Source organism: Bradyrhizobium genosp. SA-3 (assembly GCF_004212635.1).
GTDB lineage: Bacteria > Pseudomonadota > Alphaproteobacteria > Rhizobiales > Xanthobacteraceae > Bradyrhizobium.
Map to the genome: position 1 here is coordinate 68,714 of NZ_PSRT01000015.1, position 16,875 is coordinate 85,588.

Below are 16,875 nucleotides of genomic sequence, written 5' to 3' on the forward strand. Positions count from 1 at the left end.
CGAGCCGGCCCGCCGCCGCTACGCCGCGGCAGGGGTCTTCAATGCCACGGCTTCAGCGACGTCCTCGCCGCCTTGTGCGTTGCACGCGTCGAAATGCGCCTTGAGCTCGACTTCCGCGAGATATTCGAAATGTTCGGCCTGGCCGAGGAGCTCCCAGTTCTGGAGCGGCCGGTAGGCGGCCTGCTGACGACAGAGGGACGCCAGCGCCCGGTAGCGACGTACGTTCTCCATGAGACCCTCCCTCGCATTCACAGGGCTTATTGCCCCGATTTGCGTCAGGCCGATGGCGGTCATGCAAAAGTTTTGCTGCGCCCGCCGCGGCGCCGACTTCGGCTAGTTCTAGCAAATGCCCAAGGAAGCCAAAGTTCCAGTCGAAGCGGACTCTCGCTCTGAATTCCCGCCGCACCCATCAAGGGCTAGGCATAGAGGCGGCGCTCGACGGTCACGCCGACGAGATCGAGATAGCGCTCGATCGGATCGGGCCGGCCGACCAGATAGCCCTGCATCTCCTCGCAGGCTTCCCGCGTCAGGAAGGCACGCTGCGCTTCGGTCTCCACGCCTTCGGCGATGACCGGGATATTCAAGGCGTGCGCGAGGCTCAGGACCGCGCGAACGATCTCGCCCGATTGCGGCGTCGCTTCGAGATTGGAGATGAAGCTGCGGTCGATCTTGATCTTGTCGAACGGGAATGACTGGAGATAGGACAACGAAGAATAGCCGGTGCCGAAATCGTCCATCGCGATGCGGATGCCGAGCGCCTTGAGCCGCCGCAGCAGATTGAGTGCACGGTTGAAGTCGCCGATCAGCATGCCCTCGGTGATCTCGACCTCGAGCCGCGCCGGCGCGAGCCCTGTTTCCAGCAGGATCTGGTGAATCGACCGTTCGAGATCGCCGGCCTGGAATTGGACCGGGGACAGATTGACCGCGACCTGCAACGGCCGTGGCCACGACGCCGCTTCGCGGCACGCTTCGCGCAAGACCCACTCGCCGATCTGGATGATCAACCCGTTCTCCTCGGCGAGCGGAATGAACTGGTCGGGCGGCACGAAGCCCCGCGTCGGGTGGTTCCAGCGCAACAGCGCCTCGAAGCCGATGACTTCGCCCTCCATCCGCGCCTGCGGCTGGAAGTAGACGAGGAACTCGTTCTGCTCCAGCGCTCGTCGCAGATCATGCTGCAACAGTCTGCGGTCCCGCAGCTCCTGGTCCATCTCGGATTCGAAGCATCGGACCCTGCCCCTGCCCTCGCGTTTGGCGCGATAAAGCGCGGAATCGGCGTTGGCAAGCAGCGTGGCGGCGTTCACGCCGTCATCCGGATAGAACGCGATGCCGACGCTGAGACCGACATGGGAGAGATAATCGTCGACCTCGAGCTCGTTGCCGATGGTCTCGACCAGTCGTTCGGCGAGCGCCAGCACGCCCTCGCGGCTGATATCATCGGGCATCAGGATCATGAACTCGTCGCCGCCGATGCGGGCGACGAAAGCGCCGTCGGCTTCGGCGGCAAGACGACCGGCCGCCGCCCGCATCAGCATGTCGCCGACGGGGTGGCCGAACACGTCGTTGACTTCCTTGAAGCGGTCGAGATCGAGGCTAAGCACGGCAAAGCTGGTCGATGTCTCCTGCGCCCGCTCCAATCGTTCCTCCAGCGCGGCGTTGAAGGCGCCGCGGTTCGGCAGGTCGGTCAGCACATCATGGTGCGCGAGGTGCCTGATCCGCGCCTGGCTCGCGATCCGCTCGGTGACGTCCTCGATCACGCCGATCAGATATTGCGGCGCGCCGTTGCCGTCCCTGATGAGGAGCTTGCGCGAATTGACCACGCGGTCGCGGCCCTTGACGCCGACCTCCAGCGGATGGCTCTCCAGGATCATCGGCATCCCGCTCGCCACCACGCCCCGATCCTGTTCGACGACGACGCGCGCGACATCTTGCGAAAAGATCTGCTCTGGAGTCTTGCCCAACATCTCCTCGCGGGGCATTCCGTAATACTCCTCGCCGGCGCGGTTGAGCAGGACGTAGCGTGAATCCTTCGCGTCCTTGGCGAACACCGCGATCGGAATATTCTCGATGAGGCTGTCGAGGAACTCGCGCGCTGCCAGCAGGCCCTGCTCGGCGTGCTTATAGGTCTGCTCGAGCTCCTCGATCATCAGCTTGATCGCGCGGTCGGTGCGTCGGCGATCACGATCGCTCTCATCATAGGCGGCGCTGACGAGTTCGCCGAGCTTCATCAGATCGATCGGCCCGGCTTCGTCCGTCGCCTGGCGAAGCTGTCTTTCCCATAGGTGATGCATGGTCAATCCGCCGCCTCCGCGATCATCGTAACGGTCATTGTCTGGTTGTGCAGTTCGCAGCGCCCGGATCGCATCGGCGGCGCGATCTCGCCATACGAGTAGAAGCCGATGCGCGCGACATCCTGCCCGAGTTCGGCGCCGACCGCGTCCAATTCGTCCTGCGTGCGCTGCCCCATGACCCGGCGACGGCCCACGCAGCTCACCAGGATGGCCAGCTTCTCGCCCGTGATCCCGCCGGTGAGCGCACTGCGCGCCTGACGGCCGGCCTCACCTGCACCGGCGGCAAGACTGTCGAAATTAGCGCGCATCAACTGCGCCGTGCACCCTTCCGGAATGTCGGCGGCAAACGTCAAAGTACCGGTCTCGCGATCCACCGCAAAGACTGAGCGCACGATCTGCCGATCCGGCTCGACCTCGTCATGGATGCGCAAAGGAAACGCCAAGCCTGAACCGGGCATGCCGGCGGCCTCCTCCTCGCCGAGATAGCGGGTGTAGAGGTCCAGCGGCGGTTCGTCATCGAGCCGCATCAACACGGATCCTTCCGATTTCGTCACCTTGCGCCGTGGGCCGAACACATCCCAGCCGCCGGCGCAGCCATGCGTGATGCGGATGGAAGAGCCGTAGAAACCGATCCCCGCGACGCGGTTCGGCGACGGCTCGCCGTCCGCCCCGACCAGCGTCCGCTCAAATTGCGTGCCGTCGCCAGCAAGCCCGCCGGTGAGGGGCAAGTAGGGCCCCAGAACCTCGGTGATGCCGGCGATCAGCTCGCTGCCATTCACGTTCAACCCGTCGGACAGGATGAAAAGGCCAGCGAGATCCGGTGCAACCATCTCACGGGCGAGGCGTACGCCGCAGGCCCAAGACGCATCGCGCGACTCGACGATTTTGTCTACGAGACGCACCTGGGTACGCTCGAAGCGCAACGCCACGACGACGGTCTCGTTGTCACTGATGTCGTCGCCATGGATCTGCCCGCCCGCGCTGCAACCGACGATATGACTGTCGGGAAACATACCGCGCAGCTCGCGATAGCGTTCGCCGCCAGCCAAACCCTCACGGCTTCCGAAATAGAGCACGAGCTGAGCGGGCCCGGGCAGTGGATCAGCTCCGCGCCAGCCATGGGCAGCATTCCAGTGGAGATATTGAATGTGCATCCACGCCTCTGCAGTTCTTAAACCACAGATTGTAGCGCGGCGCATTGCGTCGCCGTTAATCGAACGCGTGCTTCGGCGCCCTTGGTTACCCCGGCATGAAGGGTGTTGCCGATTCGCGCTGGATTCTCCGTAGAACCCCGGGGAAAAATGCGCGCTATGAAGCGATCGATACCTCGGCGCAATCGCCTGGTGATGCTCTCCGTAGTCTACCGGATGCGCGCACTTTCTCCGACGCGCAGCGGCCGCGCGGCATTATCTTTCGTCTTTGCAACCCGGCCGGCCTCGGCAGCGGTGCGAATGGCCGCAATATTGGCAGCATACTCGGCGCTCTTGCCGCGAAACACGGCGGACCCCGCCACGAGCGTATCGGCGCCCACGGCGGCCACGGCAGCGGCATTGTCGCGCGTGATACCGCCATCGACCTCGAGCCGGATCGGCCGGTCGCCGATCATGGCCTTGATCCGTGCGATCTTCGCCAGCTGGGAGTCGAGGAAGGACTGGCCGCCGAAGCCGGGATTGACCGTCATCACCAGCACGAGGTCGAGACGATCGAGCACATACTCGATCGCGCTCTCCGGCGTCGCGGGACACAGGCTAACGCCGGCTTTCCTGCCGAGCGCGCGGATCGCCTGGAGCGAACGGTCGAGATGCGGGCCGGCTTCGGCGTGCACCGTGATGACGTCCGCACCGGCTTTTGCGAACGCTTCAAGGTAAGGATCAGCAGGCGCGATCATGAGATGCACGTCGAAGACTTTCTTCGTCAGCGGCCGGATTGCCTTGATGACGTCCGCGCCATAGCTGATGTTCGGCACAAAGTGTCCGTCCATGACGTCGCAATGGATCCAGTCGGCCCCAGCCGTATCGATCGCCGCGATCTCTTCGCCGAGGCGCGCGAAATCCGCGGCAAGGATCGAAGGAGCAATGATCATCTCTCTCGTCATGATTTTGCACTCCGCGAGTCGGCGCCGCCGCTGAAGACGCGGCTCGCCAGGACGTCCATGGGATCGATGGTTTCCAGGTCGGCGATTTCGAGCATGCGGTCGAGATCGGACACAAGGCGATCGGCCTGCCGCAGGCGAATGCGGTCGACGGCGTTGCGGATCGATCGCGCATTGGAGAAGAACGGCTGGGTCCGGCGCAGCGCGATGTATTTTTCGAACGCCTCGCGCGCCGCTGCCGAGAAGCGATAGCCGCGCTCCTTCAGCATCAGCTCGGCGATGACGAGCAGCTCGGCTTCGGCATAGTCCGGAAATTCGATGTGGTGCGCGATGCGCGAACGGAAGCCGGGATTGGAGGCGAAGAAGCTCGTCATCCGCTCGCCATAGCCGGCGAGGATCACGACCAGATCCTCGCGCTGGTTCTCCATCACCTGGAGCAGGATTTCGATCGCCTCCTGGCCGTAGTCGCGCTCGTTGTCGGGGCGATGGAGATAATAAGCCTCATCGATGAACAGAACGCCGCCCATCGCCTTCTTCAATATCTCCTTGGTCTTCGGGGCGGTGTGGCCGATATACTGGCCGACGAGATCGTCGCGCGTGACCGAGATCACCTGCCCTCGCCGCACGAAGCCGAGGCCGTGCAGGATCTTGGCCATGCGCAGCGCCACCGTGGTCTTGCCGGTGCCGGGATTGCCGGTGAACGACATGTGCAGCGTCGGCGGCGCGGAGGCCAATCCAGCGCGCTGCCGAATGCGCTCGATCAACAGCAGCGAGGCGATCTGGCGCACGCGGTTCTTCACCGGTTTCAATCCGACCAGTTCCTGCTCGAGCTGTTGCAGCGTGTCGGTGATCCCGGCCGCTTCGGCCTCCTTGCGGAGATCGAAACTTGTCTCGCTGTGTTCGGTCGTCGTTGCGTGGGGCACATCGAGCATCGGCACCTCGAAGAAAAGGGCTTCGCCGCGGGGGAGCGGCGAAGCAGTGGTCCGCCAAGGATGCGGAGCAGGGAGAGCTCCGCGCGGAAGCGGATGCCTTAAGTTGACGCGTGCGCGGCCGGTCGGCGCACGGTGGTGTAACGGATCGCGCGGCCGCCCACCTCCTGCCGTACCAGTTCGAGCTCCGCCTCCTGCTTCGGCCGGTTGACGAGGAAGGAGATGCGCACCGATTCCCAGCCGGGGCTGCAATCGAAGCCGCTGATGCGGATGTAGCGGTCGCCGTACACCCTGCGGCACTCGGCGAGCTCCATCATCACGCCGGCGGCATCCTGGAGATCGAACATCGGCAGGCCCCACATCTCCCAATATGTGTTGCGGGGATGCGGATCGTCGGTGAACTCGATGTTCACCGCCCAGCCTTTGGCGAGGCAGTACTGCACCTGGCTGTAGATCTGGTCATCGGTCAGATCAGGCAGGTACGAGAAGCAGCCCTGGGTCAGTTTCATGTGAATCTCCTCAAACGGTTTCCAGCGCCGTCGGCACGAAGTCCGGCGTGTCGGTGGATTGATAGTTGAAGGTGACGTCCTTCCAGACTTCGAGCGCGGCCTTCAGCGGCGTGCAGGTCTCGGCCGCCTTGGCGAGGATCTCCGGCCCTTCGTGGACGTAGTCGCGGCCCTCGTTGCGGGCGAGGATCATTGCTTCCAGCGCCACGCGATTGGCGGTCGCGCCGGCCGCAATGCCCATGGGATGGCCGATGGTGCCGCCGCCGAACTGCAGCACGACGTCTTCACCCAAGAGGTCGAGCAGCTGGTGCATCTGCCCGGCATGGATGCCGCCGGAGGCGACCGGCATCATCTTGTTCAAGCTCGCCCAGGACTGGTCGAAGAACAGCCCGTGCTCGAGCTTGGTCGGATTGAAGTCCTCGCGGCAGACGTCGTAGTAGCCGCGCGTGGTGTTGGGGTCGCCTTCGAGCTTCCCGACCACCGTGCCGGCATGGATGTGGTCGACACCGGCAAGCCGCATCCATTTGGCGATGACGCGGAACGATACGCCGTGGCTCTTCTGCCGCGTATAGGTCGAGTGCCCGGCGCGATGCAGATGCAGGATCATGTCGTTGCGGCGCGCCCACTTCGCCATCGACTGGATCGCGGTGTAACCGATCACGAGGTCGATCATGACGATGCACGATCCGAGCTCTTTGGCGAACTCGGCGCGCTCGTACATGTCCTCCATCGTGCCCGCGGTGATGTTCAGGTAGGTACCCTTGACCTCGCCCGAGGCGGCCTGCGCGCGGTTCACCGCCTCCATGCAATAGAGGAAGCGGTCGCGCCAGTGCATGAAGGGCTGCGAATTGATGTTCTCGTCGTCCTTGGTGAAGTCGAGCCCGCCCTTCAGCGCCTCGTAGACCACGCGGCCGTAATTGCGGCCCGAAAGCCCGAGCTTCGGCTTCACGGTCGCGCCGAGCAGCGGCCTGCCGAACTTGTCGAGCCGCTCGCGCTCGACCACGATGCCGGTCGCCGGTCCCTGGAACGTCTTCACATAGGCGACCGGGAAGCGCATGTCCTCCAGACGCAGCGCCTTGAGCGGCTTGAAGCCGAACACGTTGCCGATGATCGAGGCCGAGAGGTTGGCGATCGAGCCCGGCTCGAACAGGTCGAGGTCATAGGCGATGTAGGCGAAGTAGGAGCCCGGCGAGCCTGGGACCGGATCGACGCGATAGCATTTCGCGCGGTATTTTTCTGCCGCGGTCAGGCGGTCGGTCCACACCACGGTCCAGGTCGCGGTTGAGGATTCACCGGCGACCGCAGCCGACGCCTCGATCGGGTCGACCCCCTCCTGCGGGGTGACGCGAAACAGCGCGATGACGTCGGTGTCCTTTGGCGTGTAGTCGGGCTCCCAATAGCCCATGCGCTTATATTCCATCACGCCCGAGCGATATCTTTCCTTGCCGCGAACGGTTCCTGCGTGTGCGTTCATGACTCTCTCCTGCTCTTCTCTCTGAATGACTAGGCTGCGACCGGTTCGCGGGCGTCGATGCGCGGATCAAGTTCGCCGGCGCGATAGCGCCGCGCCATCTCGCTCATCGGGACGACCTTGATCTTGCTGGCGTGGCCTGCCGTGCCGAACTGCTCGAAGCGCTCGCGACAAAGCTCGCGCATCGCATCCATCGCGGGCTTGAGGAACTTTCGTGGATCGAACTCGGAGCGCGCCTGCGCGGCGACCTTGCGGAATACCGCAGTCATCGCAAGGCGGCAGTCAGTGTCGATATTGACTTTGCGCACGCCGCTTCGGATGCCGCGCACGATCTCCTCGACCGGCACGCCCCAGGTCTGCGGCATCTCGCCGCCGAACTGGTTGAACATGTCCTGCAGCGGCTGCGGCACCGAAGACGAGCCGTGCATGACGAGATGCGTGTTCGGCAGCCGGCGATGGATCTCCTCGACCACCCGCATCGCCAGGATGTCGCCATCCGGCTTGCGGCTGAACTTATAGGCGCCGTGCGAGGTGCCCATCGCGATCGCCAGGGCATCGACCTTCGTCGCGCGGACAAAGTCGACGGCCTGGTCCGGATCGGTCAGCAGCTGGTCGTGGCTGACCTTGCCCTCGACGCCGTGACCATCCTCCTGCTCGCCGCCGCCATGCTCGAGCGAGCCGAGCACGCCGAGCTCGCCTTCGACGGAAGCGCCGACCCAATGGGCGAGATCGACGACGCGGCGGGTGATCGCGACGTTGTAGTCATAATCAGCCGCCGTCTTGGCGTCGGCCTTGAGCGAGCCGTCCATCATCACCGACGTGAAGCCATGGGCTATGGCGGAGGCGCAGGTCGCCTCGTCATTGCCGTGGTCCTGGTGCATGCAGAGCGGGATGTCGGGATAGGTCCGCTCCAGCGCATCGATCATGTGCGAGAGCATGAGATCGCCGGCATAGCTGCGCGCACCGCGCGAGGCCTGCATGATGACCGGCGCATCGACCTCGGCCGCCGCCTGCATGATCGCGATGCCCTGCTCCATGTTGTTGATGTTGAACGCCGGCACCGCGTAGCCGTGGCTGGCGGCGTGATCGAGCAATTGGCGAAGGGTGATACGAGCCACGATTGATCCTCCTTATTGTTTCTTGCGGGCGATCGCCCGCCGGGCGGCTTCCGCAATGCTTTGCGGTGTGATGCCGAACTCGCGGTACAGTACGGGCGCCGGCGCCGAGGCGCCGAAGCCGCGCATGCCGACGAACTCGCCCTCAGTGCCGATCCAGCGCGGCCAGTCGCCCGCTACGGCCGCCTCGATGCCGACACGCGGTGCAGTACCGAGCACCGTGGCGCGGTAGTCGTCCGGCTGCTCCTCGAACAGGGCGAAGCAGGGTGCAGAGACGACTGCTGCGCGGACGTGCTCGGTCGCGAGCAGGCGGGCCGCCTCCAGCGCGATCGACACTTCCGAGCCGGTCGCGATCAGCGTCACGTCGCGGCCGCCGTCAGGGGAGACGACGAGATAGGCGCCGCGCGCGACGCGATTTCTGCCGCGAACATCGCTGCGGAAGGTCGGCAAGGCCTGACGCGACAGGCACAACACGGACGGACGGCTCTCGGAGCTGAGTGCGCAATCCCAGGCTTCCAGCGTCTCCACCGCATCGGCGGGGCGGAACACCAGAAGGTTCGGAATCACCCGCAGCGCGGCGAGATGCTCGACCGGCTGGTGCGTGGGACCGTCCTCGCCGAGGCCGATGGAGTCGTGGGTCATCACATGGATCACGCGCAGCCGCATCAAGGCCGCAAGGCGAATCGCCGGCCGGCTGTAGTCGGAGAAGGCGAGAAAGGTGCCGCCATAGGGGATGAAGCCACCATGCAGCGCGAGGCCATTCATCGCGGCAGCCATGCCGTGCTCGCGAATGCCGTAGTGGATGTAGTCACCGGCGAACGCCCCGCGCGTGACGGGAGTTTGCGCCTTGGCATGCGTGAGGTTCGAATGCGTGAGGTCCGCGGAGCCGCCGACCAGGCCCGGGATCGTCCCGGCGACGCCGTCGAGCACCTGTTGCGAGGCCTGGCGCGTTGCGATCTTCGGGCGCTCGCTAGCGAAGCGCTCGCGCAACTTCGCCGCGGCGAGCGCATAGGCGCCCGGCAAGGCGACGGCCTTACCCTCGATGAACAGGTCGCGCTGCTCGGGCGTCGCACGTTCATAACGATCGAGCCAGGCGAGACGGGCAACCTGCCCGCGCTGTCCGATCATCCGCCACGCCTTCAAGATCGGGAGCGGCACCACGAAGGGCTGATAGTCCCAGCCCAGCGTCCGGCGCGCGGCGGCCGTCTGCTCGGTGCCGAGCGGCGCGCCATGCGCCTTCTCGGTGCCCTGTCTATCAGGCGCGCCATAGCCGATGATGGTGCGGCAGGCGATCAGCGACGGCTTTGTGGTTTCACGCTCTTGCGCAATTGCCTGTGCAATGGCTTCGGGATCGTGTCCATCGACACGCCGCACCGACCAGCCGGAGGCGGCGAAGCGCGCGAGTTGGTCGTCGGAAGTCGCGAGCGAGGTCGGCCCGTCGATGGAAATGCCGTTGTCATCGAACAGCACGATCAGACGCGCGAGCTGGAGATGACCGGCGAGCGAGATCGCCTCCTGGCTGATACCCTCCATCAGGCAGCCGTCGCCGGCGATCACATAGGTGAAGTGATCGACGAGGCCGTCGCCATGCCGCGCATTGGCCATGCGTTCGGCGAGCGCCATGCCGACCGCCGTCGCAATCCCCTGCCCCAGCGGTCCAGTCGTTGTCTCGACGCCCGGCGTGTGGCCGAATTCCGGATGTCCCGGCGTCTTGGAGCCCCATTGCCGGAACGCCTTGATGTCGTCGAGGCTGACATCGCCGCCGGTCAGATGCAGCAGCGCATAGAGCAGCATCGAGCCGTGGCCCGCCGACAGCACGAAGCGGTCGCGGTCAGGCCAGTTGGGATGGGCCGAGTCGAATTTGAGGAAGCGCGAGAACAGCACGGTCGCGACGTCGGCCATGCCCATGGGCAGGCCGGGATGGCCCGACTGCGAGGTCTCGATGGCGTCCACCGCAAGGAAGCGGACGGCGTTGGCGAGATCGTTATGCGTGACCGCGTTGAGGTCGGCTTCGGCATGAACCGAGATATTCATCGGATCCTCCCGTTGTTGTCGTTGCTGCACATCACTTCAGGCTCCGCTTGCGCTCGATCAGCTGCATGATCAGCGGCGTCAGGATCAGTTGCATCGCGAGATCGAGCTTGGCGCCGGGGCAGACGATCGAATTCGCACGCGACATCCAGCTTTGCGGCAGCATCGAGAGCAGATAGGGGAAGTCGATGCCGCGTGGATTCTTGAAGCGGATCACGACCATCGATTCGTCCGGCGTCGGGATCCAGCGCGCGATGAACGGATTGGAGGTGTCCACCGTCGGCACGCGCTGGAAGTTGATGTCGGTCTCGGTGAATTGCGGGCAGATGTAGTGGATGTAATCAGGCATCCGCCGCAGGATGGTGTCGGTGACGGCCTCGGTCGAATAGCCGCGCGCACTGCGATCACGGTGCAGCTTCTGGATCCATTCGAGATTGATCACGGGCACGACGCCGATCTTGAGGTCGGCATAGCGGGCGACGTTGACCTTGTCGGTCACGACGGCGCCATGCAGGCCTTCGTAGAACAGCAGGTCCGAATTCTCCGGCAGCCGCTTCCACTCGGTGAAGGTGCCGGGTGCCGCGCCATGCAGCGCGGATTCCTCGGCATCGTGGACGTAGTGACGCGTCGTCGCCGTGCCGGTCTCGCCATAGTCGCGGAACGCGCGCTCCAGCTCCTCGAACAGATTGGTCTCGGGGCTGAAATGGCTGAAGTGCTTGTTGCCGCGCTCGGCTTCCTTGGCCATCTGCGCGCGCATCTCGGCGCGGTCGTAGCGATGGAAAGCGTCGCCCTCGATGTAGACGGCGTTGACCTTCTCGCGGAAAAATATCTGCTCGAAGGTCTTCTTGACCGAGGTTGTGCCGGCGCCGGAGGAGCCGGTGATGGAGATGATCGGATGCTTCCTGGACATGGGACGCCTCGCTCAGAGCCGGAAGAATCCGCGCCGCGCGAACAGCGGTGCGGAGACGCTGGCAACCAACAACGGATCGCAATGCAATTCCTCGACCCGCCGCACCTCGTTGCTCGAGCCCATGATCAGCGGCACGCGCTGGTGCAGGCTTTGCGCAGACAGCTCGAGGATGCGCTCGCGCCCGGTCGTGGCCGAGCCGCCGGCCTGCTCGATGATCATCGCCATCGGATGCGCCTCATAGGTGAGGCGCAGGCGGCCGTCGCCATAGCCGGGGCGCGCGTCCGAGGGATAGAGGAACACGCCGCCTCGGGTGAGGATGCGATAGGCCTCCGCGACCAGCGAGCCGATCCAGCGCATGTTGAAATCGTGGTTGGCGGGCCCTTCGACACCGGCGAGGCATTCGTCGATGAAGGCGCGCACCGGCGCATCCCAGTGCCGGCGATTGGACGCGTTGATCGCGAACTCCTCGCAGGCCTCGGAGATCTGCACGCCGCTGCGCGCGAGGCGGAAGCAGCCCGCCTTACGGTCAAGCGTGAAGATGTCGACACCGTCGCCGAGCGTCAGCACCAGCGAGGTCTGCGGGCCGTAGGTGACGAAGCCAGCCGCGAGCTGCGCCGAACCGCGCTGATGGAAGGCGAGTGAGAGATCATCAGGTGCCGGCAGGATCGAGAAGATCGTGCCGACGGTCATGTTGATGTCGATGTTGGAGGAGCCGTCGAGCGGATCGATCGCGACGCAGATGCGGCCTTCGCGGTCGACGATCTGGGCCTCGCGCATCTCCTCCGATGCCAGCGCCGCGATCGGCAGCCTGACGAGGCAGCGACGCAGGATCGCATCCGCCTGGACGTCGAGATCGCGCTGGACATCGCCGTCGCTGTTGCGGCCGGTCGTCAGGCCCGAGGCGTCGGCGAGATCGCCGGAGGCGATGAGATCGGCGATCTCGACCGCCGCAGCCGCGATGGCGTCGACCGCGGCCGCCACGGCGAGCGCATGCGGTGCGGTCTCTGAGTACCGTTGAAGGTGGTCGTCCAGCCTGAGTTGCCCGGTCATCTGCGTCCATCCCCTTGCTGGCGCTGCATCCATTTTCCCTCCCCCTTGGAGGTCGATGCGGTCCGTCCCAGCACGATGAGATTGACAGAGCCGGCTTAATAAGGAAAATTTCTATTCATAATGAGCATCAAAGAATTTTCTTATAATGGCCCCGGCCATGCGGCGGCCCAGCTCCGGCATCTGACGATCCGGCAGCTGCGCTCGCTTGCGGCGCTTTCGGCCAAGGGCAGCGTGACGGCGGCCTCCAGCCATCTCGGGCTGACCCAGCCGGCCGTGACCCAGCAGCTTCGGCAGCTTCAGGATCTCGCCGGCCTGCCGCTGGTGCAGCGGACCGCTGACGGCATGCTGCTGACGGAGGCTGGCAAGGAGGTGCTGGCGCTGGCCGAACGGGTCGAGGCCGCGATCATGGACTGCCAGGGCTCGCTCGACCTGCTGGCGGGGCGGACCGGCGGCACGGTACAGCTCGGCGCGGTCTCGACCGCAAAATATTTCGTGCCGCACGCGATCGCGGCATTCTCGAAGCGCTATCCCAAGATCGAGATCAAGCTCACCATCGGCAACCGCGAGGAGATCCGCGAGGCCATGCACGGCTACGACCTCGATTTCGCCGTGATGGGTCGGCCACCGGCCGACGTCACGGTCGACGTCCGCCAGCTCGGGCGCAATCCGCACATCATCGTCGCGCGCAAGGGACATTGGCTGGAGAAGGATTCCGGGCTCAACCTGACCGACCTCGTGCACGAGACCTTCCTCACCCGCGAGCCGGGCTCGGGCACGCGGACGCTGATGGAAGGCATGTTCCAGAAGTCGGATCTCGAGCCGGTCATCGGCATGGAGATGAGCAGCAACGAGACCATCAAGCAGGCGGTGATCGCCGGGCTCGGCATCGCTTTCATCTCGGCGCACACCGTGGCGCATGAGCTCGCCGAGGGCCGGCTGATCGTGCTCGACGTCGCCGGCCTGCCGATCGTCCGGCAATGGTACGTGATCCGCCGCAGCGACAAGGTGCTGCTGCCGCCGGCGCAGGCGATGTTCGATTTTCTGGGTTCGGAAGGCTCGAACTATCTGCCCGAGGTGCCCGAACTCGGCGGGCGATAGGCAGCCAGCGCTCAGCTCATCAGCTTCATGGCGATCGTCGCGATCAGAACCACGATGATCTGGAGCAGGCGCTCCGTCGTGAAGATGCGGTTGAAGGTGATCATCGCTTGCCCCGGCCGACGTGAAGGATCTCGTTGAGCCGTTGCTAGCACAGGCGCGCGCCGAGACAACTCCGAAATCGCCGCGTGGTGTCCCGTGCACGATCTGTCGATCGCATCTTCGGCAAGATGGACCAAGGCCGCGCCGATGGTTAACGATCAGGCCGCGAGTGGGGCGGCGCAGTCCGTGCGGGCCGCGAAATAGGCTTCCAGCTCCGACAGCGCCCGCGCTTCCCAATCCCTCGCCTGCTCCAGCAGCGACCAGCTCTGGCCCGGGCGGAATGCAGCGGTCTGGCGATAGAGCGATGCGATGCCGCGGTAGCGGCGCACGTTCTCCAAGATGGCGTGACCGGTTATTTGGCCGTTCATGTCCGAAAACTCCCTCGTCATTCCCGCGGGAGAAACTGCGGCCAAATCTTTTCGAAAAGTTAGCGGCGCACGGCAAGCTCGCGGATGGTTGCCGAACTGTTGCGCGCGCGCAACGCGTACGGTCGTGCACAGCCGACTTATTGCGGATTCGTTGCCGCGCTCTCGCCCGGGCGCTTCAGCCCGCCGCGGCTGACGATCGCCATCGTCTCGCGGCAGAGATCGGCGAGGCCGATCAGCAGCACGGCCAGCAGGCAGAATAGGTTGATGGAATCGGTGTTCGCGCTGGTCAGCGAATTGAACTCGAAGAAGGGCGGCATGAACGCCCACCACACCAGCGGAATGGTCAGCAGCGTGGCGAGGGTCGCCGCCGGCACGCCTGCAACAAGCCCGAGCACGAAGAGACCGGGCAAGAACGCCGCGAAATAGAGTTTTGCGCCAAGCGCGACACAAATCCCCTGAAGCAGCGCCGACATCGCGACGACCACGAATCCGAGCAGAAACGCCTGCCACGACCATGGCCGTACCTGCGGTACGCCAAACAGCCCCGTACGCCTCATCAGCCTCCCCCTGCCGCCTGTTAACCAGGTCCGCTTGCGACCAAAGTACTACAGCGGCGGCCGGACCGCGAGCCGGAAATTGCGGCCTCGCGGGGTTGGTAAACGGGCCGCATCGCAGCATTCCGGCCATGCCGGCGGCTACTCGGTCGCCGCATAGAGCAAGCCGGCCACCGGCAGGACAAGGCCAATGGCCGATGCCAGAGTCCAGCCGCCTTGCGCGAAGGCGAAGGCACCGAGCGCGGAGCCGGCGGCGCCGGCGGCGAAGAACGTCGCCATGTAGAGGCCGTTGAGGCGGCTGCGGTGCTCGTGCCCGAGCAGGAAAATGGCGCGGAAGCCGAGCACGACGTTGCCCTGCACGCCGATGTCGATCGCGATCGCGGCCACGACCAGGCAGGCGAGGTTCAGCAGCGATCCGGCCGCGCCGACATGCGTGATCAGGAATCCGACGGCCGCGAGCAGCATCGCGACCAGCGTCGCGATGCGGCTAAGGCCGCGATCGGCGAGCCGTCCCGCGATCGGCGCCGCGAACACGCCGGCGACGCCGGCGAGCGCGAACAGCGCGATGCCGCGCTGGGTGAAGCCGAACGCGCTCGCGAGCTGGAGCGGCGCCACCGTCCAGAACAGCGTGAAGCAGCCGAACAGGCTCGCCTGGTAGAGCGCGCGGCGGCGCAGTAGCGGCGTCGTGCGCACCAGCTGCGGCATCGACAGCAGCAACGCGCCATAATGCATCCGCGCGACCGGCTTGCGCGTCGGCAGCGTCACCCAGAGCACGGCTGCGAGCACGATCATCAGCGCGGCCGAGCCGAAGAACACTGCGTGCCACGACAGCGCCGCCGTGACGAAGCTCGACACCGGGCGCGCCAGCATGATGCCGAGCATCAGGCCGGTCGAGACGTTGCCGACGACGCGGCCGCGGATGGCCTCGGGCGCCAGATGCGCGGCATAGGGAATGATGATCTGCACCGCGACCGAGCCGAGCCCGATGAACAGCGCGGCGATCAGGAACGGCAGCGCGTGGGTCGCGAACGCCGCGGCAAGCAGTGCCGCCGCGCCGAGCGCGATGACCGAGCAGATCAGCGAGCGGTTCTCGACGAGGTCGCCGAGCGACACGATGAAGAGAAGCCCCACTCCATAGCCGATCTGCGTCATGGTGACGATCAGCCCCGCGGCGGCATGCGACAGGCCGAGCGCGGCGCTGATCGGCGCGATCAGCGGCTGGGCATAATAGATGTTGGCGGCGACCATGCCACAGGCCGCGGCAAGCACGAAGGTCAGGCGCTGCGACACCGCATCCGGTCCGGGCGCGGTCTCGATCGTGGCATTCATCGTCATTCGCATAGACTCCAGAAATAGGGAATGACAATTCCCTATTATGACAAAAAATTCAGGCGAGCAGCTTCATCGCGACGGCGACGAGGCGCATCCCGTCGAGCGGCAGGCGCGCCTTGCCGACGACGCGCATGCCTTGCGTGATGCAGATCATCAGCCGCGCGGTGTCGGCGGGGGCGACATGGCGGGGAATCGAGCCATCGGCCTGCCCTTCGCGAATGAGGCCGGCGATGAAGCTTTCGTTTGTCTTGAGCTGGGCATTGACGCGGGCGCCGACCACCGGATCGAGAGCGGACAACTCGACCGCGCTGCCGACGACCAGGCAGCCGCGCCGCCCCTCGGTGCCCTGGGAATGCTCGACATAGGACAGCAACACGTTGCGGATTTTCTCGCGGCCGTTCGCGCCGCCCGCCGCAGCGCTGCGCGTCTGCTCCTGGCGCAGCGTGGTGTAGCGTTCGAGGGCGGCCAGGAACACGGCATGCTTGTCGCGAAACGCCTTGTAGACGCTCCCCGTCGCCAGTCGCATCGCCGCGGTGAGGTCGCCGATCGAGGTGGCATGATAGCCGCGCTCGCGAAATACGCGCACGGCCCTGTCGAGCGCGGTGTCCATGTCGAACTCCCGGGGGCGGCCGGGTGGACGGGCGGCGGGCTGAGATCGGCGGGCGGCTTTTTGCATCGCGGCATGATAGGGAATGAACGTTTCCGAATAAAGACACTTGGTTGTGAATGCAATGTCCCGGACGCGCTGCAACGCGCAAGCGTTGCTGCGCAGAGCCGGGACCCTGAGGGCTGCACGGTACGATGCCGCGACATAGGCCCCGGCTCTGCAGCGCACCGCTGAAGTAGCGCTGCGCTGCGTCCGGGGCACGAGAGCGAGGGGCGGCGCACCACCGCCTCCACATCGTCATTGCGAGCGCAAGCGAAGCAATCCAGAATCCCTCCGCGGCAAGACTCTGGATTGCTTCGTCGCAAGGGCTCCTCGCAATGACGGAGCAAGGGCAATGGCGTCGTTCTCCAAATCGCATCTGCGTC

The 16,875-nt window shown here is 65.2% G+C and carries 16 protein-coding genes; 1 reads left to right on the forward strand and 15 read right to left on the reverse strand.

Annotation, left to right across the window (positions count from 1 at the left end; genetic code table 11):
• Positions 1-18 precede the first annotated feature (18 nt).
• From CWO91_RS07300 to CWO91_RS07350, 11 genes are all read right to left on the reverse strand, one after another.
• Positions 19-231, reverse strand: a complete 213-nt coding sequence (locus tag CWO91_RS07300; RefSeq protein WP_091892637.1) for a hypothetical protein — start codon at positions 229-231, stop codon at positions 19-21.
• Positions 232-416: 185 nt separating this feature from the next.
• The gene (locus CWO91_RS07305; RefSeq protein WP_245471155.1) at positions 417-2,288 is read right to left on the reverse strand and encodes a putative bifunctional diguanylate cyclase/phosphodiesterase; all 1,872 of its coding nucleotides are present in this window, start codon (positions 2,286-2,288) and stop codon (positions 417-419) included.
• Between the two features lie 2 nt (positions 2,289-2,290).
• Entirely contained in the window at positions 2,291-3,442 is a 1,152-nt protein-coding gene (locus CWO91_RS07310) for an FIST signal transduction protein (protein ID WP_165405283.1), read from the reverse strand.
• Positions 3,443-3,648: 206 nt separating this feature from the next.
• Positions 3,649-4,383 (reverse strand): ribulose-phosphate 3-epimerase, encoded by a 735-nt coding sequence (rpe, locus tag CWO91_RS07315; RefSeq protein ID WP_130212864.1) that lies wholly within the window; start codon positions 4,381-4,383, stop codon positions 3,649-3,651.
• The gene (gene cbbX / locus CWO91_RS07320; protein ID WP_165405284.1) at positions 4,380-5,312 is read right to left on the reverse strand and encodes a CbbX protein; all 933 of its coding nucleotides are present in this window, start codon (positions 5,310-5,312) and stop codon (positions 4,380-4,382) included. Before cbbX ends, rpe begins: the two co-directional genes overlap by 4 nt.
• Before the next feature lie 98 nt (positions 5,313-5,410).
• Complete coding sequence (locus tag CWO91_RS07325; protein WP_130212866.1) at positions 5,411-5,818, reverse strand: ribulose bisphosphate carboxylase small subunit; 408 nt, start codon at positions 5,816-5,818, stop codon at positions 5,411-5,413.
• Positions 5,819-5,828: 10 nt separating this feature from the next.
• The gene (locus CWO91_RS07330; RefSeq protein ID WP_130212867.1) at positions 5,829-7,289 is read right to left on the reverse strand and encodes a form I ribulose bisphosphate carboxylase large subunit; all 1,461 of its coding nucleotides are present in this window, start codon (positions 7,287-7,289) and stop codon (positions 5,829-5,831) included.
• A 29-nt stretch (positions 7,290-7,318) separates the two neighbouring features.
• Complete coding sequence (gene fba / locus CWO91_RS07335; protein ID WP_091892520.1) at positions 7,319-8,404, reverse strand: class II fructose-bisphosphate aldolase; 1,086 nt, start codon at positions 8,402-8,404, stop codon at positions 7,319-7,321.
• Positions 8,405-8,416: 12 nt separating this feature from the next.
• Positions 8,417-10,435 carry a transketolase gene (tkt, locus tag CWO91_RS07340; protein ID WP_130212868.1) on the reverse strand — a complete coding sequence of 673 codons (2,019 nt, stop codon included), beginning with the start codon at positions 10,433-10,435 and terminating at the stop codon, positions 8,417-8,419.
• Between the two features lie 31 nt (positions 10,436-10,466).
• Complete coding sequence (locus CWO91_RS07345; RefSeq protein WP_130212869.1) at positions 10,467-11,342, reverse strand: phosphoribulokinase; 876 nt, start codon at positions 11,340-11,342, stop codon at positions 10,467-10,469.
• Between the two features lie 12 nt (positions 11,343-11,354).
• Entirely contained in the window at positions 11,355-12,392 is a 1,038-nt protein-coding gene (locus CWO91_RS07350) for a class 1 fructose-bisphosphatase (RefSeq protein ID WP_130212870.1), read from the reverse strand.
• Between the two features lie 120 nt (positions 12,393-12,512).
• Between CWO91_RS07350 and CWO91_RS07355 the strand changes: the two genes are divergently transcribed.
• Positions 12,513-13,490: a LysR family transcriptional regulator gene (locus CWO91_RS07355; protein WP_130212871.1), complete on the forward strand. Its 978-nt coding sequence runs from the start codon at positions 12,513-12,515 to the stop codon at positions 13,488-13,490.
• Between the two features lie 257 nt (positions 13,491-13,747).
• Here CWO91_RS07355 and CWO91_RS07360 read toward each other — a convergent pair whose 3' ends face one another.
• From CWO91_RS07360 to CWO91_RS07375, 4 genes are all read right to left on the reverse strand, one after another.
• Complete coding sequence (locus CWO91_RS07360) at positions 13,748-13,957, reverse strand: hypothetical protein (protein ID WP_130212872.1); 210 nt, start codon at positions 13,955-13,957, stop codon at positions 13,748-13,750.
• A 137-nt stretch (positions 13,958-14,094) separates the two neighbouring features.
• Entirely contained in the window at positions 14,095-14,514 is a 420-nt protein-coding gene (locus tag CWO91_RS07365; protein WP_130212873.1) for a DUF4118 domain-containing protein, read from the reverse strand.
• Between the two features lie 138 nt (positions 14,515-14,652).
• Positions 14,653-15,846 (reverse strand): MFS transporter, encoded by a 1,194-nt coding sequence (locus CWO91_RS07370; RefSeq protein WP_130212874.1) that lies wholly within the window; start codon positions 15,844-15,846, stop codon positions 14,653-14,655.
• A 52-nt stretch (positions 15,847-15,898) separates the two neighbouring features.
• Positions 15,899-16,519, reverse strand: a complete 621-nt coding sequence (locus CWO91_RS07375; RefSeq protein WP_130212875.1) for a TetR/AcrR family transcriptional regulator — start codon at positions 16,517-16,519, stop codon at positions 15,899-15,901.
• Between the last annotated feature and the right edge of the window lie 356 nt (positions 16,520-16,875).

Excerpts from the sequence above, each read along its gene's own strand:
- CWO91_RS07350 (WP_130212870.1), bottom strand. The coding sequence starts at position 12,392 with ATGACCGGGCAACTCAGGCTGGACGACCACCTTCAACGGTACTCAGAG.
- CWO91_RS07375 (WP_130212875.1), bottom strand. The coding sequence starts at position 16,519 with ATGCAAAAAGCCGCCCGCCGATCTCAGCCCGCCGCCCGTCCACCCGGC.
- CWO91_RS07300 (WP_091892637.1), bottom strand. The coding sequence starts at position 231 with ATGGAGAACGTACGTCGCTACCGGGCGCTGGCGTCCCTCTGTCGTCAG.
- cbbX (WP_165405284.1), bottom strand. The coding sequence starts at position 5,312 with ATGCTCGATGTGCCCCACGCAACGACGACCGAACACAGCGAGACAAGT.
- CWO91_RS07305 (WP_245471155.1), bottom strand. The coding sequence starts at position 2,288 with ATGCATCACCTATGGGAAAGACAGCTTCGCCAGGCGACGGACGAAGCC.
- CWO91_RS07310 (WP_165405283.1), bottom strand. The coding sequence starts at position 3,442 with ATGCACATTCAATATCTCCACTGGAATGCTGCCCATGGCTGGCGCGGA.
- CWO91_RS07370 (WP_130212874.1), bottom strand. The coding sequence starts at position 15,846 with ATGACGATGAATGCCACGATCGAGACCGCGCCCGGACCGGATGCGGTG.
- CWO91_RS07360 (WP_130212872.1), bottom strand. The coding sequence starts at position 13,957 with ATGAACGGCCAAATAACCGGTCACGCCATCTTGGAGAACGTGCGCCGC.
- CWO91_RS07355 (WP_130212871.1), top strand. The coding sequence starts at position 12,513 with ATGAGCATCAAAGAATTTTCTTATAATGGCCCCGGCCATGCGGCGGCC.
- CWO91_RS07345 (WP_130212869.1), bottom strand. The coding sequence starts at position 11,342 with ATGTCCAGGAAGCATCCGATCATCTCCATCACCGGCTCCTCCGGCGCC.
- CWO91_RS07330 (WP_130212867.1), bottom strand. The coding sequence starts at position 7,289 with ATGAACGCACACGCAGGAACCGTTCGCGGCAAGGAAAGATATCGCTCG.
- CWO91_RS07325 (WP_130212866.1), bottom strand. The coding sequence starts at position 5,818 with ATGAAACTGACCCAGGGCTGCTTCTCGTACCTGCCTGATCTGACCGAT.
- CWO91_RS07365 (WP_130212873.1), bottom strand. The coding sequence starts at position 14,514 with ATGAGGCGTACGGGGCTGTTTGGCGTACCGCAGGTACGGCCATGGTCG.
- tkt (WP_130212868.1), bottom strand. The coding sequence starts at position 10,435 with ATGAATATCTCGGTTCATGCCGAAGCCGACCTCAACGCGGTCACGCAT.
- rpe (WP_130212864.1), bottom strand. The coding sequence starts at position 4,383 with ATGACGAGAGAGATGATCATTGCTCCTTCGATCCTTGCCGCGGATTTC.